A 13,648-nucleotide genomic window follows, 5' to 3' on the forward strand; every position below is an offset into this window, starting at 1 on the left:
ATGAAGTCTAGACTCTGGTGACTATGGAGAGCGTGGCTGCGGCCGTCACCCGACTGCAGACCCTGGCCTCGGATCCGGCCATTCTGGCTCTCGCCGAGCGCTTCGAGGCGGCCGGGCACGAGTTGGCGCTCGTGGGGGGCCCGGTGCGCGACGCCTTCCTCGGGAGGCCGGTCAACGATCTCGACTTCGCCACCTCAGCGCGCCCCGATGACATCGTGAGGATCGTGGGGCCCATCGCGGACGCCCACTGGGATATCGGGCGCGCCTTCGGCACGATCGGAGCCCGCCTGGGCGGGACCACCGTCGAGATCACGACCTATCGCAGCGATGCGTACGGAGCGGACTCGCGCAAGCCGGAGGTCGCCTTCGGTGACACCCTCGAGGGCGATCTCGGCCGCCGCGATTTCACGATCAACGCGATGGCGCTGCGACTGCCAGCGCTCGCACTCGTCGACCCGACGGGAGGGCTGGAGCACCTCCTCGCTCATCGACTCGCCACACCGGGGACGGCCGAGTCGTCCTTCGGGGACGACCCCTTGCGCATGCTGCGCGCGGCGCGCTTCGCCGCGCAGCTCGACGTCGAGCTCGACGACGAGGTCGTGGCCGCGATGCACAGCATGCGCGAGCGATTGCAGATCATCTCGGCGGAGCGGGTGCGGGACGAACTCACCAAGCTTCTCCTGACCGCGGCTCCGCGCAGAGGGCTCGAGCTCCTCGTGGCGACGGGCATCGCGGAGGTCGTGCTGCCGGAGCTGCCCGCTCTGCGCCTGGAGGTCGACGAGCACGCGCACCACAAGGACGTCTACGAGCACTCGCTGACGGTCCTCGACCAGGCGATCGAGCTCGAAGGCCAGCGCTCGGGCTCGACGGGCGGAGCCGTGACCTCTCCCGACCACGTTCTGCGGCTGGCGGCCCTGCTCCACGACATCGGCAAGCCCGCGACCAAGCGCGTCGAGACGGGCGGAATCGTGACCTTCCACCACCACGACATCGTGGGGGCGAAGCTCGCGCGGAAGCGCCTGACGGCGTTGCGGTTCGACAACGACACCATCAAGCGCGTGAGCAGGCTCATCGAGCTGCATCTGCGCTTCTTCGGCTACAGCGACGCACCGTGGACTGACTCGGGCGTTCGACGCTATGTGCGGGACGCCGAGGACGACATCGAACGACTGCATATCCTCACTCGCGCCGATGTCACCACCCGCAATCGCCGCAAAGCGGCACGCTTGCGGGGCGCGTATGACGAGTTGGAGGAGCGCATCGCGCGTCTCGCCGAGCAGGAGGAGCTCGATGCGATGAGGCCCGAGCTCGACGGCGAGCGCATCATGGCGATTCTGGAGGTGCCCCCGGGGCCGCTCGTCGGCGAGGCGTACCGGTTCCTCCTCGAGCTCCGTCTTGACGAGGGACCCCTCGGCGCGGAGGAAGCCGAGCGCCGCCTGCGCCAGTGGTTTGAGTCCCGAGAGGGCACGCACTAGACTATGAAGGTTGTCCGGGCTCGTCCCCGGCCACACGATGCCATACCCTCCTGCTGCAGACCGTCTGCAGCCGTTCGAGTCCGAAGGAGGTGGGTGAGTCATGCATCAGTACGAATTGATGGTCATTCTCGACCCCGAGATCGATGAGCGCACTGTCGCTCCCAGTCTCGACAAGTTCCTGGGAGTCGTGCGCAACGACGGTGGAACGATCGAGAACGTCGACATCTGGGGCCGTCGTCGGCTGGCCTACGAGATCAACAAGAAGAACGAGGGCATCTACGCCGTCGTGAACTTCACGGCGACCTCTGCCGCGACGCAGGAGCTGGATCGTCAGCTCAAGCTCAGTGAGGCCGTCATGCGCACGAAGGTCCTCCGCTCCGAAGAGGCCGCAGCGCGCGCCGAATCGATCACTGCCGAGAACGCCGCCCGCGCCGAGGCCAAGGCGGCACGCGCCGCAGCCGCCGGGAAGGCGACTGCAGCCAAGGCGGCGGAGTAGTCATGGCGAACGAGACGATCATCACCGTCGTGGGCAACCTCACGGCCGATCCCGAGCTGCGCTACACGCAGAGCGGGCTCGCGGTGGCGAACTTCACGATCGCGTCGACCCCGCGCACCTACGACCGCGCCTCGAACGAGTGGAAGGACGGAGAAGCCCTCTTCCTGCGCGCAAGCGTCTGGCGCGAGTTCGCCGAGCACGTCGCGAGCACGCTCACGAAGGGCAGTCGCGTCATCGCTCAGGGCCGCCTCAAGCAGCGTTCGTACGAGACGAAGGAGGGCGAGAAGCGCACCTCCATCGAGCTCGACATCGACGAGATCGGCCCCAGCCTCCGCTACGCGACCGCTCAGGTCACGCGCACGAGCGGCGGCAGCGCAGGCGGCGGGCGCAACGGGTCTCCCGCGGACGAGCCGTGGGGAGCGCCCTCGAGCGCTCCCGCGAGCTCGGGTCAGCAGTCGGCGGCCGGCGGCGACGTGTGGAACACGCCGGGCTCGTTCTCTGACGACACCCCCTTCTAGGCCGCACGCTCCGGCGACGGCCCACTCACAACCTCACGACTAGCACCGAAGGACACCAACACCATGGCAGGAAAGAGCAGCGGCGACCGCCGCAAGCCACGCGGGGGCAAGGGCGCGAAGAACGCCGCGCCCGCGAAGGCGATCCGAGTCGGCATCATCGACTACAAGGACGTCGCCACCCTCCGCAAGTTCATCTCGGAGCGCGGGAAGATCCGCGCCCGCCGTATCACCGGAGTCTCCGTGCAGGAGCAGCGCCTCATCGCCCGCGCCGTCAAGAACGCGCGCGAGATGGCTCTGCTGCCGTACGCGGGCGCGGGACGCTAGGGAGCACACGATGTCAAAGCTCATCCTCACGCAGGACGTCACGGGCCTCGGCGCCCCCGGGGACGTCATCGAGGTCAAGAACGGGTACGCCCGCAACTACCTCATCCCTCAGGGCCTGGCCGTCGCGTGGTCGCGCGGCGGAGAGAAGCAGATCGAGACCATCAAGGCCGCTCGCGCGGCACGCGAGCACGCCACGATCGAGGAGGCCCAGGATCTGAAGGCCCGCCTCGAGGCCAACCCCGTGACGCTCGCCGTCAAGGCGGGCTCCGAGGGCCGGCTGTTCGGCTCGGTCAAGACCGGTGACGTCGCAGATGCCGTGGCCGCCGCCGGTCACGGACAGGTCGACAAGCGCATGATTGAGATCGTCTCTCCCGTCAAGTCGACGGGTGACCACGAGGCCATCCTGAAGCTGCGCGACGGGATCGTCGCGACGATCACGCTGCGCGTCGTCTCCGCCTCCTAGGGCTCGGCACGCAGGACGGCAAGGGGTATCCGCCTGAGGGCGGGTACCCCTTCCGCATGCCCGTTGTCAAGAGCGCCGCGGCGTGTTTGTGCACAGTGCGCACCGCTCGACCTCGAAGGTTCAGGTGCGGGTTGAGGCCTCTTTCTGCACACACGTGTGTGCAAGGAAAACACCTGGTCAAACGGCTTTTCGGCACAGCAATCCGTGGATAATCCACAGCACAGTCCACAGACTGCTCACACTGTCCTCGGCGTTTCGCGGAATCCCTCCACAGAGTTATCCACAGGTCGATTTGAGCGGCTCCCCCGACGCTCCCTACAGTGAACCGTCTCGTCCTCTCGAGCCCGTCTTCCGCGATCGGAATGTCGGGGGCGGGGAGTAGACCAGACCCAGGCACACTGGTGCCGACCGCACACATCACACTCAGCACGCCCATGCTGATCAGGGCCCAGCGCCGCACCGGGGAGGGAACAGTGTCCATTGCGCACATCTCCACGGCGACCGACGGCCGCGGCTCCTCCGACCCGCGCGGCACCGCCGAGTACCGCTCCGCCGACCGCGTGCCGCCGCACGACCTTCTCGCCGAGCAGAGCGCCCTCGGCGGCATGCTGCTGAGCAAAGACGCCGTCGCGGACGTCATCGAGGTCGTGCGCGGGCTCGACTTCTACCTGCCGAAGCACGAGGTCATCTTCGAGGCGATCCTCTCGCTGTACTCGCATGGCGAGCCCACCGACGTCATCGCCGTCACCGACGAGCTCACCAAGACCGCCTTGCTCACCAAGGCGGGAGGCGCCGACTACCTGCACACGCTCACGGGCATCGTGCCGACGGCGGCCAACGCTGGCTACTACGGCTCCCTCGTCGCTGAGAAAGCGGTGCTGCGCCGACTCGTCGAGGCCGGCACCCGCATCGTGCAGATGGGCTACGCGAGCGAGGGCGAGGTCACCGACCTCGTCAACAGCGCGCAGGCCGAGATCTACAACGTCTCGGGCGACTCCCAGTCGGAGGACTACGTGCCGCTCACCGAGGCGGTCGGCGAGGCGATCGACGAGATCGAGGCCGCTCGCGGGCTCGACGGCAAGATGACGGGCGTGCCGACAGGCTTCCACGACCTCGACGTGCTCACCAACGGCCTGCACGCGGGCCAGCTCGTGCTCATCGCCGCCCGACCCGCACTGGGTAAGTCCACGCTCGCGCTCGACCTCGCGCGCTCGTCCGCCATCAAGCACAACCTGCCCACGATCGTGTTCTCACTCGAGATGGGGCGCAGCGAGATCGCGATGCGCCTGCTCTCAGCGGAGGCGTCGATCCCCCTGCACTCCATGCGCAAGGGCACGTTGGAGACGAACGACTGGACGAAGATCGCGGCAACCCGCGGTCGCATCGCGGACGCCCCTCTCTACCTCGACGACAGCCCGAACATGACTCTGCCCGAGATTCGAGCCAAGTGCCGTCGCCTGAAGCAGACCGTGGGGCTCAAGATGGTGGTCATCGACTACCTTCAGCTCATGACCAGCGGCAAGCGCGTCGAGTCGCGGCAGCAGGAGGTGAGCGAATTCTCGCGCGCCCTCAAGCTCCTCGCCAAAGAGCTGCAGGTGCCGGTCGTCGCGCTCTCGCAGCTCAACCGCGGTCCTGAGCAGCGCGCCGACAAGATGCCCGCCCTGAGTGACCTTCGCGAGTCCGGCTCGCTCGAGCAGGACGCCGATATGGTCATCCTGCTACACCGCGACAGCGCCTACGAGAAGGAGAGCGCCCGTCCGGGAGAGGCAGACCTCATCGTGGCGAAGAACCGCAACGGCCCGACGAACACGATCACGGTCGCTTTCCAGGGCCACCTCTCGCGCTTCGCTGACATGCCCCGCGTGTAACGCGGTCTGCTCGAGCACCATCACGACCGCACACCACGCGCAGGGACCTCTCGGCGCGCGGCTCTACGATGGGCCCATGACCACCGCGCCCTCTGCCGCGGGGAGAGCCGCACCAGGCTCCCCCTGGCTGGCCCCCGTCCTGCGCGCGGCCCCGGCCCTCATCGTCGGACTCACGATCACCTTCGTGGCGGACCACTCCGCGCTCGTCGGGATGGTCATGCTCGGCACCTTCGGGCTCGCCTCCGCGGCCGTCCTCGCGATCACCGGAGTGCGGATGGGGCGAGGTGAGCCGATGCGGCAGCTGCACCGCGGGCTCGCGATCATTGCGGGCATCGCGGGACTCCTTGCCCTCGCTGTCGTGGCGACGAGCGCGACCGCGGGGCTCGGCATGCTCGTGCTGCTCGTCGGCGGATACGCGGTGCTCGCGGGAGGCCTCGAGCTCGTGTGGGGCATCCGCCACCGCCAGCGCAGCCCGCTCGCCCGCGACGCCATCGTCATCGGCGTCGGCACCCTCGCGCTCGCCGTCGTGCTCGCCTTCGTCGGCGACCCGGTGAGCGCCGTCGGATTCTTCGGCGCCTACGCCGTCGTTCTCGGCGTATTCCTCGTCATCGCGGGCTTGAGCGCGCGGTGGTCGTCCCCGGCGAAAGAGAGCCCCGCGTCATGACTGAACCCCGCCGGCGCGAGAAGCTGCGCCCCGCTGAGCTCGTGGGCCTCGCGGCACTCGTCGCCGTCTTCCTCGGCGGCGTGACCTTCCTCGTCACCCGCGACCTGGTGCTCTCCCTGCTGTTCTTCGGCGGTACCTTCGTCTTCGACCTCGTGGTGCTCGCGATGCTCATGCTCGCGGTCACGCCCAACAAGCCCGCCGACGGCGAGGCGCCGCCCGACACGCCCCACGACTAGCGCGTCACGACCCGTTCGGCTCGATGTAGTCCACGAGGCGCGAGGCCAGGCCCACGTAGGTGGCGGGGCTCAACGCCGTCAAGCGCGACCGGGCCTCCGCGGAGATGTCGAGCCGCTCGATGAAGGCCCTCAGCTCATCGGCGCCCACTCGGTGACCGCGCGTGAGCTCCTTGAGCATCGCGTAGGGGTCGGCGATCGAGCTGCGCCCGGCGGTGACCTCCGCGCGGATGACGGTCTGGATCGCCTCGGCGAGAACCTCCCAGTTGCCGTCGAGGTCGCGCCCGAGCGCCGCCTCGTCGATCGCGATCTCGCCCAGACCCTTCTCGATGTTGTCGAGCGCGAGCAGCGAGTGCCCGAGTGCCACCCCGATGTTGCGTTGCGTGGTCGAATCGGTGAGGTCGCGCTGCAGCCGCGAGGTGACGAGCGTCGCGGCGAGCGAGTCGAGCAGCGCACTCGCGAGCTCGAGGTTCGCCTCGGCGTTCTCGAAGCGGATCGGGTTGATCTTGTGGGGCATCGTCGATGAGCCTGTCGCGCCCTCCTGCGGAATCTGCCGGAAGTAGCCCATCGAGATGTAGCTCCACACGTCGGTGCACAGGTTGTGCAGCACGCGGCCGATGTGGCTGATGCGCTGGTAGAGCTGCGCCTGCCAGTCGTGCGACTCGATCTGCGTGGTGAGCGGGTTCCAGGTGAGACCGAGCGACGTGACGAAGTCGCGGGATGCGCTGATCCAGTCATAGTCGGGATCAGCGGCGAGGTGCGCCGAGAAGGTGCCTGTCGCGCCCGAGAACTTGCCCCGGTACTCGACGTCGTCGACGGTGGCGAGCAGTAGCTCGAGGCGATGCACGACGACGGCGAGCTCTTTGCCCATCGTGGTCGGGGTCGCGGGTTGGCCGTGGGTGTGGGCGAGCATCGGCACGTCGCGCAGCGCGAGCGCCTGCTGCCGCAACACCTCGACGACCGAGCGGGCCTTGGGGATCCACACATCGTGCACGGCCGCGCGGAGAGTAATGGCGTAGGCGAGGTTGTTGACGTCTTCGCTCGTGCACGCGAAGTGCGTGAGCTCGGCGAGCTCGGTGAGGCCGAGCTCGCCGAGACGGTCGCGCACGTAGTACTCGACGGCCTTGACGTCGTGCCGTGTGACGGCTTCACGTCGAGCGAGGTCGTCGACGGCTCCATCGTCGAAGTCGCTGACGAGGGAGCGCAGCCGGCGCGACTCGTCGGCAGTGAGGCGGCGCGCCCCGAACAGCCCGTGGTCGGTGAGGTAGAGGAGCCACTCGATCTCGACCTGTATGCGCGCTCGATTGAGGCCAGCTTCGGAGAGATGCTCGCCGAGCCCCGCGACCTGCTTGCGGTAGCGCCCGTCGAGGGGGCTGAGGGTTTGAATGCCGAGCGGGCTCATGGAGCTCCCTGTCGAAGTCCGGGTTCGAGTTGACGGAAGAGCGATTCACAGGCCCGCTCGATCATGCCGAGCACCGTGTCGAACATCGCGGCGTCGGAATAGTAGGGGTCGGGAACGTCGAGCACGCCCCCGTTGTCGGGGTCGAAGCTGAGGAGCAGGTGCACCTTCGACCGAGCATCATCGCTGGGAGCCCAGGTCTTGAGAATGCGCTCCTGGCTGCGGTCGAAGGCGATCACGAGGTCGAGGTCGTCGAACCAGTCGACGTCGAACTGCCGCGCGCGATGACCTCGTCCCTCGTAGCCGCGCGCCTGCAGCGAGGCGAGCGTGCGGTCGTCGCTGTGCTCGCCCACGTGCCACTCCCCCGTGCCCGCAGAGCGCACGTTGACTCGGTTCTGCAGGCCGCGCGCGGTGATCAGGGAGCGGAACACGGATTCGGCCATGGGCGATCGGCAGATGTTGCCCGTGCACACGAAGCAAATGCAGAACAAACCGGGCTCTCGCGGCACCCGGTCGAAGCTCATGCCCCCATTGTGTCCCAGTTCCCCCTCCTCCACATGCGGGTCTCCGGGGGCCCGCCCTCCCCTTCGCTCAGCACATTGCTCGGCGCGCGGAGGCGCTCGGCACGATGGCGGCGCTCACCCGGCACGACCGCCCGACAGTGAGGAGATCACGTGACAGCCCTCGAGGCAGAGCTGCTGCGCGCGCGTGCACGCATCATGGCCGATATCGCCGCGAGTCTGCACGCCCTCATTCCACGGCTGCCGCCCGGAGACGCCGCGAACGACTGGCACGGTCCGGCGCAGCGGGCCTTCGAGGAGGCGCTCCTCGTGCAGCTCGGTCGTCTCCGCCGCGTCGCGGCATCGTGCGAGGTGGCGAGCGACGCGCTCGTCGGCGCCGCCTCCCGCCTCGAGACCGCGCCGTGAGCGAGAGCGCGTCACCCTCCGAGAGCACGGAGGGCCGGCGTCCGCGAGAGCAACCGCCCGTGGTCAGCGAAGATGCTCCGCTCGTCATTCGCGGAGGTGGCACGACCGTCGTCGCGCCCGAGACGCTGCTCGCGCGGCGCGATGCCCTGCGGGCCGCGTCCTCGGTGTGCAGCGATCAGGCCGCGCGGGTGCGGGGAGTGCGCGGCAACGTCGACGCGAGTCTGGCGCTCGCGCTCGAGCAGGACGAGCGTGCATTGCGTGACCTCGCAGACGATCTTGGGTGGCTCGCCAGCGCTGTGCACTCCGTGGCGGAGCTCTACGGGCAGACCGAGCGCACCCTGGGCTCCTGGCTCGAGAGCCTCGGCTCTCATTACGCCGCCGCCGCGGGGTGGCTTGGCGCACGACTCGGGCTCGTGATCCTGCCCGGCCTGCTCGCGGGAGCGGGCATGGTCGCCGCGGGCTGGCGGCTGCTGCCGGCATCGCATCGCGAAGCACTGGTCGCCACCGCGCTCGCGGCAGCGCCCGAGGGCGGCAGCGCGCCTCCGGAGCCGCAGCTGGTCGACGCGATGCGCTGGGTGCTCACCCTCGTGGACGACGCCGCGCTCGGCGCCGCCGGGGTTCCCCCGCCCCTCGTCGCCGCGCTCGGGGAGCCCGGGCTTGGTCTCTCGGGGGTTTCCGGAGCGGCCACGGCCGTGCTCGGCCTCGCGGCGCTGGCCGGGACGCACGGCACGGCGCCCGTGCGCGTCGAGCTCGCGGGCACCGATCTCCGTCGCTCGGGCGGCACGGTGCCCGGGGGTGCGCCCTCCAGCACGGTCACGGACGCCCCCGGCTCGGTAGCGGAGCGCGTGCGCCGCATTCCGGACGCGAGCGCGCCCGTGCGGGTGGAGCGCTACGACGGCCCCGGGGGACCGCACTTCGAGGTGTACATCGCCGGCACGGACGCGACGGCGCCGCTCGGTGGAGCGCAACCCTGGGATATGGCGAGCAACGTCGCGCTTGTCGCCGGCCAGGACGCGTCGTCTCTGCAGGCGGTGCGCAGCGCCTTGGCCGCAGCCGGGGCGACGGCTGACTCGAGCGTGGTGTTCACCGGCTATTCGCAGGGCGGAGCGATCGCGACCCGCCTCGCCGAATCGGGCGAGTGGGCCACGTCCGGCCTCGTGACCGTCGGCGCGCCAAGCGGAGACCTTCCCGTTCTCGGCGGGTACCCCGCGATCGTCGTCGAGCACCGGGACGATCTCGTACCGGGCCTGACGGGCCTGCGCCGCGAGACCGAGGCGCTCGTGGTGCAGGGCGACGCACCCAGCGCGGCACCGGGACCTGACGGAGGATCGACCGGAGTGCTCGCCGCACACGACCTCGCACGGTACCGCGCCACCGCCGAACGCGTGGACACCTCGACGGTCGAGGAGGTGCGCAGCCGTGTTGACGCGCTTCCGGGGTCGGCAGGGGGCCTACCGCCCGGCACCGTCCTGCGCTTCACGGCCTCGCGCACGGCGCCGCCGTGACCGCGGGCCGAGCCCGCGTTATCGCGAGCGCCCGACGATGGGTCGCAGGAGGATGCCGATGAGCCAGCTCAGGAGGCCCAGCACGACGGCGCCCAGCACGCCCCACCAGAACGACTCCACGGTGAGACCGAAGCCGATGAGGTCGGAGATCCACGCGACCAGCAGCAGGAGGAGACCGTTCACGACGAGGGCGATGAGGCCCAGCGTCAGGATGTACAGGGGGAAGGCCACGATGCGGATGAGATTGCCGATGATGCCGTTGACGAGGCCGAAGATGAAGGCGACGAGCAGGAGCGTCAGCACGTAGGCGAGGGTGTCTCCCTGCGGTCCGTACGAAACCACCTCGACCCCGCCGACGATGAGGGTGGTGAGCCACAGGGCCACCGAGTTGATGAGCAGGCGCACGAGGAATCGCTTCATGGCTCCACTATGCCCACCCGCGCACCGCGCCCGCAATGAGCACCAGGTGAACCGCGGGCGACGCGACGTAGGCTGAGGCCGTGACCGACACGAGCCCCGACACCCTCGCCGACGCCGCCCGCGCTGTGCGCTTGCGCCCCGAGATCGTGGCCCTGCCCGCCTACAAGCAGGGCAGGCCCGCCGCCGCGGACGCCTTCAAGCTGTCGTCGAACGAGAACCCTTTCCCTCCGCATCCGGCGGTGCTGGAGGCGATTCGCGACCTCGACATCAATCGGTATCCGGATGCCTCGGCGCTCGCCGTGCGCGAGCGGGTCGCCGCCCGGCACGGCGTGACGGCGGACGAGGTCATCGTGGGCGCCGGCTCGGTCTCGGTGCTCTCGCAGCTCATCTCGGCTGCCGCCGGGGCTGGCGACGAGGTCGTGCACGCGTGGCGCAGCTTCGAGGCCTACCCTGGCCTCATCACGGTGGCCGGAGCGGTGGGCGTGCGCGTGCCGCTCACCGAGGATGCCCGGCACGACCTGCCCGCGATGCGCGACGCCATCACCGACCGCACGCGCGTGCTCCTCCTCTGCTCCCCCAACAACCCGACGGGAACCGTCGTCGGGGCGGAGGAGTTCGCTGAGCTCATGGCGGCCGTTCCCCCGACGTTGCTCGTCGTGCTCGATGAGGCCTACGCCGAGTTCGTGCGCGATGCGAGCGCCGTCGACGGCGCCGGGCTTCTGCGGCGCTACCCGAACCTGATCGTGCTGCGCACCTTCTCGAAGGCGTTCGGCCTCGCAGGGCTGCGGGTCGGGTACGGCATCGGGCCGGCGCCGATCCTCGACGCGGCGCGCAGTGCGGCGATCCCCCTGAGCGTCACGGAGGCAGCGCAGCGCGCCGTGCTCGCGGCCCTCGACGTGGAGGACGAGCTGCTCGAGAGAGTCTCGGTGCTCGCCGTGCGCTGCGGGAGCGTGCAGAAGGCCCTGCGCGAGCAGGGCTGGCCGGTGCCCGTGAGCCACGGCAACTTCGTGTGGCTGCCCACGGGAGACGGAACATCCCGCATCGCGGAGGCGCTCGGCGCGGCCGGGCTCGTCGTGCGGGCGTTCCCGCCGGAGGGCATCCGCGTCTCCATCGGCGAGGAGGAGTCTGTCGCCACCCTCCTCAGAATCTGCGGCGAGGTTGTCCGCACTCTCTGACCGACGCACCTCCTAGCGGGCCTAGAGTGGAATCCATGTCGTACACGGCCGACACCCTCCAGCTGCTGGCGCCCGACGGCCAGCGCGTCGCGAGCGACGCCACCGAGCAGTACCTCCCCTACGTCGACGCTCTCAGCGACGATCAACTGCGCGAGTTCCACCGCGTCATGAGCGTCATGCGGCGCTTCGACGTCGAGGCGGGCAACCTGCAGCGCCAGGGCCAGCTGGCGCTGTGGGTGCCGAGCATCGGCCAGGAGGCGGCGCAGGCGGGATCGGGTTTCGCCGCCAAGGCTCAGGATCACCTGTTTCCCGCCTATCGCGAGCACACGGTCGGGTACATCCGCGGCCTCGATCCCGTGCGCATCATCGCCATGCTGCGCGGGCAGACGCACGGTGGATGGGTTCCCGAGGAGACGGGCAACTTCCACCTCTACACGCTCGTCATTGGCTCGCAGGCCCTCCACGCCACCGGCTACGCGATGGGCGTCGCCTTCGACGGCAAGGTCGGCACGGGCGACCCCGACGTCGACACCGCCGTCATGGTGTATTTCGGCGACGGGGCCACGAGTCAGGGCGATGTGAACGAGGCGTACGTCTTCGCGCAGAGCTACCAGACGCCGCAGGTGTTCTTCCTGCAGAACAACCACTGGGCGATCTCGGTGCCGGTGCGCGTGCAGTCGCGCACGCCGCTGTTCCACCGGCCGCGCGGCTTCGGCATCGAGAGCGTGCAGATCGACGGCAACGACGTGCTCGCGAGCTATGCGGTGACGGCGGCGAACCTCGACGCGGCCCGCAGCGGGCAGGGCCCTCGATTCATCGAGGCGCTCACCTACCGCATCGGTGCGCACACGACGAGCGACGACCCGAGCAAGTACCGCGACGAGGAGCAGTTCCGCTACTGGCAGGAACGCGATCCGATCGACCGCTTCGAGACCTACTTGCGCGCCCAGGGCGAGGGCGACGCTTTCTTTGCGAGCGTGGCGGAGGAGGCCGAGGACATGGCGGCCGACGCCCGGGCCCGCACGCTCGCCCTCGAGCCGCCCGCTGCCGCGTCGATGTTCGCGCACGTGTACAGCGAGGCGCATCCGGTGATGGATGCTCAGCGCGAGTGGCTTGCCCAGTACGAGGCGTCGTTCGAGGGGGAGGCGTGATGGCGGAGAACGCGCAGGCGTCGAGTGTGCAGACGCTCACCATGACGAAGGCTCTCACGGAGGGCCTCGCCGCCGCCATGGAGGCGGACGAGAAGGTTCTGCTCATGGGGGAGGACATCGGACCGCTCGGCGGCGTGTTCCGCGTGACGGAGGGCCTGCAGAAGCGCTTCGGCGCACACAGGGTGCTCGACACCCCGCTCGCCGAGTCGGGCATCGTCGGCGCGGCGATCGGCCTCGCGATGCGCGGCTACCGTCCGGTGTGCGAGATCCAGTTCGACGGCTTCATCTTCCCCGGGTTCGACCAGATCACGAGCCAGCTGGCGAAGCTCACCGCCCGTCACGAGGGCTCCCTGCAGCTCCCCATCGTGATCCGTGTGCCCTACGGCGGCCACATCGGCGCCGTCGAGCACCATCAGGAGAGCCCGGAGGCGTACTTCGCCCACACACCCGGCCTGCGGCTGGTGAGCCCGGCGACCCCGCACGACGCATACTGGATGATCCAGGAGGCGATCGCGAGCCCCGATCCCGTTCTGTTCTTCGAGCCGAAGAGCCGCTACTGGCCCAAAGGCGAGGTGGACTTCTCGGACGCCGGCGCACCTCTGCACGCCTCGCGCGTGGTGCGCGTCGGCACCGACATCACGGTCGTCGGTCACGGCGCGATCGTGAGCATGCTGCTCGACGCGGCGGCGCTCGCCGAGGAGGAGGGCACGAGCATTGAGGTGGTCGACCTGCGGTCGCTCTCCCCCATCGACTACGCGCCGCTGCTCGACTCGGTGCGGCGCACGGGCCGCCTCGTCGTCGCGCAGGAGGCACCGGGCTCGGTGAGCATCGGTTCGGAGATCGCGGCGACGGTGACCGAGCAGGCGTTCTACTCGCTCGAGGCGCCCGTGCTGCGCGTGAGCGGCTACGACACTCCTTTTCCGCCGGCGAAGCTCGAGGGCGCTTACCTGCCTGACGTCGATCGCATCCTGCATGCCGTCGACCGCGCCCTCGCCTACTAGCCTGAACACGAGTCCGCGCATCGAGACCGC

At 69.4% G+C, this 13,648-nt stretch carries 16 protein-coding genes; 13 read left to right on the forward strand and 3 right to left on the reverse strand.

Translation table 11 applies throughout. The features are described 5' to 3' along the window. Nucleotides 1-23 precede the first annotated feature (23 nt). From RJQ01_RS10490 to RJQ01_RS10525, 8 genes are all read left to right on the forward strand, one after another. Nucleotides 24-1,475, forward strand: coding sequence for a CCA tRNA nucleotidyltransferase (locus RJQ01_RS10490; RefSeq protein ID WP_350476672.1), 1,452 nt, complete (start codon nucleotides 24-26; stop codon nucleotides 1,473-1,475). Nucleotides 1,476-1,575: 100 nt separating this feature from the next. Continuing rightward, nucleotides 1,576-1,971 carry a 30S ribosomal protein S6 gene (gene rpsF, locus RJQ01_RS10495; RefSeq protein WP_350476673.1) on the forward strand — a complete coding sequence of 132 codons (396 nt, stop codon included), beginning with the start codon at nucleotides 1,576-1,578 and terminating at the stop codon, nucleotides 1,969-1,971. A 2-nt stretch (nucleotides 1,972-1,973) separates the two neighbouring features. Continuing rightward, nucleotides 1,974-2,489 (forward strand): single-stranded DNA-binding protein, encoded by a 516-nt coding sequence (locus tag RJQ01_RS10500; RefSeq protein WP_350476674.1) that lies wholly within the window; start codon nucleotides 1,974-1,976, stop codon nucleotides 2,487-2,489. 63 nt (nucleotides 2,490-2,552) lie between these two features. Continuing rightward, nucleotides 2,553-2,813 (forward strand): 30S ribosomal protein S18, encoded by a 261-nt coding sequence (gene rpsR, locus RJQ01_RS10505; RefSeq protein WP_100823727.1) that lies wholly within the window; start codon nucleotides 2,553-2,555, stop codon nucleotides 2,811-2,813. Between the two features lie 10 nt (nucleotides 2,814-2,823). After that, nucleotides 2,824-3,276 (forward strand): 50S ribosomal protein L9, encoded by a 453-nt coding sequence (rplI, locus tag RJQ01_RS10510; protein ID WP_350476675.1) that lies wholly within the window; start codon nucleotides 2,824-2,826, stop codon nucleotides 3,274-3,276. A gap of 473 nt (nucleotides 3,277-3,749) precedes the next feature. Further along, nucleotides 3,750-5,144, forward strand: coding sequence for a replicative DNA helicase (gene dnaB / locus RJQ01_RS10515; protein ID WP_502885262.1), 1,395 nt, complete (start codon nucleotides 3,750-3,752; stop codon nucleotides 5,142-5,144). Between the two features lie 76 nt (nucleotides 5,145-5,220). Then, nucleotides 5,221-5,808, forward strand: a complete 588-nt coding sequence (locus RJQ01_RS10520; RefSeq protein WP_350476677.1) for a hypothetical protein — start codon at nucleotides 5,221-5,223, stop codon at nucleotides 5,806-5,808. After that, the gene (locus RJQ01_RS10525) at nucleotides 5,805-6,044 is read left to right on the forward strand and encodes a hypothetical protein (protein WP_350476678.1); all 240 of its coding nucleotides are present in this window, start codon (nucleotides 5,805-5,807) and stop codon (nucleotides 6,042-6,044) included. The genes RJQ01_RS10520 and RJQ01_RS10525 overlap by 4 nt, the downstream gene beginning before the upstream one ends. A 4-nt stretch (nucleotides 6,045-6,048) precedes the next feature. On the opposite strand, the gene purB is transcribed toward RJQ01_RS10525, so the two are convergent. Continuing rightward, nucleotides 6,049-7,443, reverse strand: coding sequence for an adenylosuccinate lyase (gene purB / locus RJQ01_RS10530; protein WP_350476679.1), 1,395 nt, complete (start codon nucleotides 7,441-7,443; stop codon nucleotides 6,049-6,051). Beyond that, nucleotides 7,440-7,964 carry a low molecular weight protein-tyrosine-phosphatase gene (locus RJQ01_RS10535; protein WP_350476680.1) on the reverse strand — a complete coding sequence of 175 codons (525 nt, stop codon included), beginning with the start codon at nucleotides 7,962-7,964 and terminating at the stop codon, nucleotides 7,440-7,442. The genes purB and RJQ01_RS10535 overlap by 4 nt, the downstream gene beginning before the upstream one ends. Before the next feature lie 150 nt (nucleotides 7,965-8,114). Here RJQ01_RS10535 and RJQ01_RS10540 point away from each other — a divergent pair, with 150 nt between their 5' ends. Further along, the gene (locus RJQ01_RS10540) at nucleotides 8,115-8,366 is read left to right on the forward strand and encodes a hypothetical protein (protein ID WP_350476681.1); all 252 of its coding nucleotides are present in this window, start codon (nucleotides 8,115-8,117) and stop codon (nucleotides 8,364-8,366) included. A gap of 59 nt (nucleotides 8,367-8,425) precedes the next feature. After that, nucleotides 8,426-9,871 carry a hypothetical protein gene (locus RJQ01_RS10545; RefSeq protein WP_350476682.1) on the forward strand — a complete coding sequence of 482 codons (1,446 nt, stop codon included), beginning with the start codon at nucleotides 8,426-8,428 and terminating at the stop codon, nucleotides 9,869-9,871. An 18-nt stretch (nucleotides 9,872-9,889) separates the two neighbouring features. On the opposite strand, the gene RJQ01_RS10550 is transcribed toward RJQ01_RS10545, so the two are convergent. Then, a complete protein-coding gene (locus RJQ01_RS10550) occupies nucleotides 9,890-10,291 on the reverse strand; it encodes a phage holin family protein (RefSeq protein WP_350476683.1) in 402 nt (133 codons plus the stop codon). Nucleotides 10,292-10,371: 80 nt separating this feature from the next. Here RJQ01_RS10550 and RJQ01_RS10555 point away from each other — a divergent pair, with 80 nt between their 5' ends. From RJQ01_RS10555 to RJQ01_RS10565, 3 genes are read left to right on the forward strand one after another with little or no spacing between them, the layout of a single operon-like run. Beyond that, a complete protein-coding gene (locus tag RJQ01_RS10555) occupies nucleotides 10,372-11,466 on the forward strand; it encodes a histidinol-phosphate transaminase (protein WP_350476684.1) in 1,095 nt (364 codons plus the stop codon). Between the two features lie 35 nt (nucleotides 11,467-11,501). Further along, nucleotides 11,502-12,617: a thiamine pyrophosphate-dependent dehydrogenase E1 component subunit alpha gene (locus RJQ01_RS10560; RefSeq protein WP_350476685.1), complete on the forward strand. Its 1,116-nt coding sequence runs from the start codon at nucleotides 11,502-11,504 to the stop codon at nucleotides 12,615-12,617. After that, entirely contained in the window at nucleotides 12,617-13,618 is a 1,002-nt protein-coding gene (locus tag RJQ01_RS10565; protein ID WP_350476686.1) for an alpha-ketoacid dehydrogenase subunit beta, read from the forward strand. Before RJQ01_RS10560 ends, RJQ01_RS10565 begins: the two co-directional genes overlap by 1 nt. Nucleotides 13,619-13,648 lie beyond the last annotated feature (30 nt).

It is taken from the genome of Microcella sp. (assembly GCF_040286215.1).
Taxonomy (GTDB): Bacteria; Actinomycetota; Actinomycetes; order Actinomycetales; family Microbacteriaceae; genus Microcella.

Bases quoted from the DNA above. Each gene is read 5' to 3' on its own strand.
- RJQ01_RS10490 (WP_350476672.1), top strand. From the start codon at position 24: ATGGAGAGCGTGGCTGCGGCCGTCACCCGACTGCAGACCCTGGCCTCG.
- rpsF (WP_350476673.1), top strand. From the start codon at position 1,576: ATGCATCAGTACGAATTGATGGTCATTCTCGACCCCGAGATCGATGAG.
- RJQ01_RS10500 (WP_350476674.1), top strand. From the start codon at position 1,974: ATGGCGAACGAGACGATCATCACCGTCGTGGGCAACCTCACGGCCGAT.
- rpsR (WP_100823727.1), top strand. From the start codon at position 2,553: ATGGCAGGAAAGAGCAGCGGCGACCGCCGCAAGCCACGCGGGGGCAAG.
- rplI (WP_350476675.1), top strand. From the start codon at position 2,824: ATGTCAAAGCTCATCCTCACGCAGGACGTCACGGGCCTCGGCGCCCCC.
- RJQ01_RS10520 (WP_350476677.1), top strand. From the start codon at position 5,221: ATGACCACCGCGCCCTCTGCCGCGGGGAGAGCCGCACCAGGCTCCCCC.
- RJQ01_RS10525 (WP_350476678.1), top strand. From the start codon at position 5,805: ATGACTGAACCCCGCCGGCGCGAGAAGCTGCGCCCCGCTGAGCTCGTG.
- purB (WP_350476679.1), bottom strand. From the start codon at position 7,443: ATGAGCCCGCTCGGCATTCAAACCCTCAGCCCCCTCGACGGGCGCTAC.
- RJQ01_RS10535 (WP_350476680.1), bottom strand. From the start codon at position 7,964: ATGAGCTTCGACCGGGTGCCGCGAGAGCCCGGTTTGTTCTGCATTTGC.
- RJQ01_RS10550 (WP_350476683.1), bottom strand. From the start codon at position 10,291: ATGAAGCGATTCCTCGTGCGCCTGCTCATCAACTCGGTGGCCCTGTGG.
- RJQ01_RS10560 (WP_350476685.1), top strand. From the start codon at position 11,502: ATGTCGTACACGGCCGACACCCTCCAGCTGCTGGCGCCCGACGGCCAG.
- RJQ01_RS10565 (WP_350476686.1), top strand. From the start codon at position 12,617: ATGGCGGAGAACGCGCAGGCGTCGAGTGTGCAGACGCTCACCATGACG.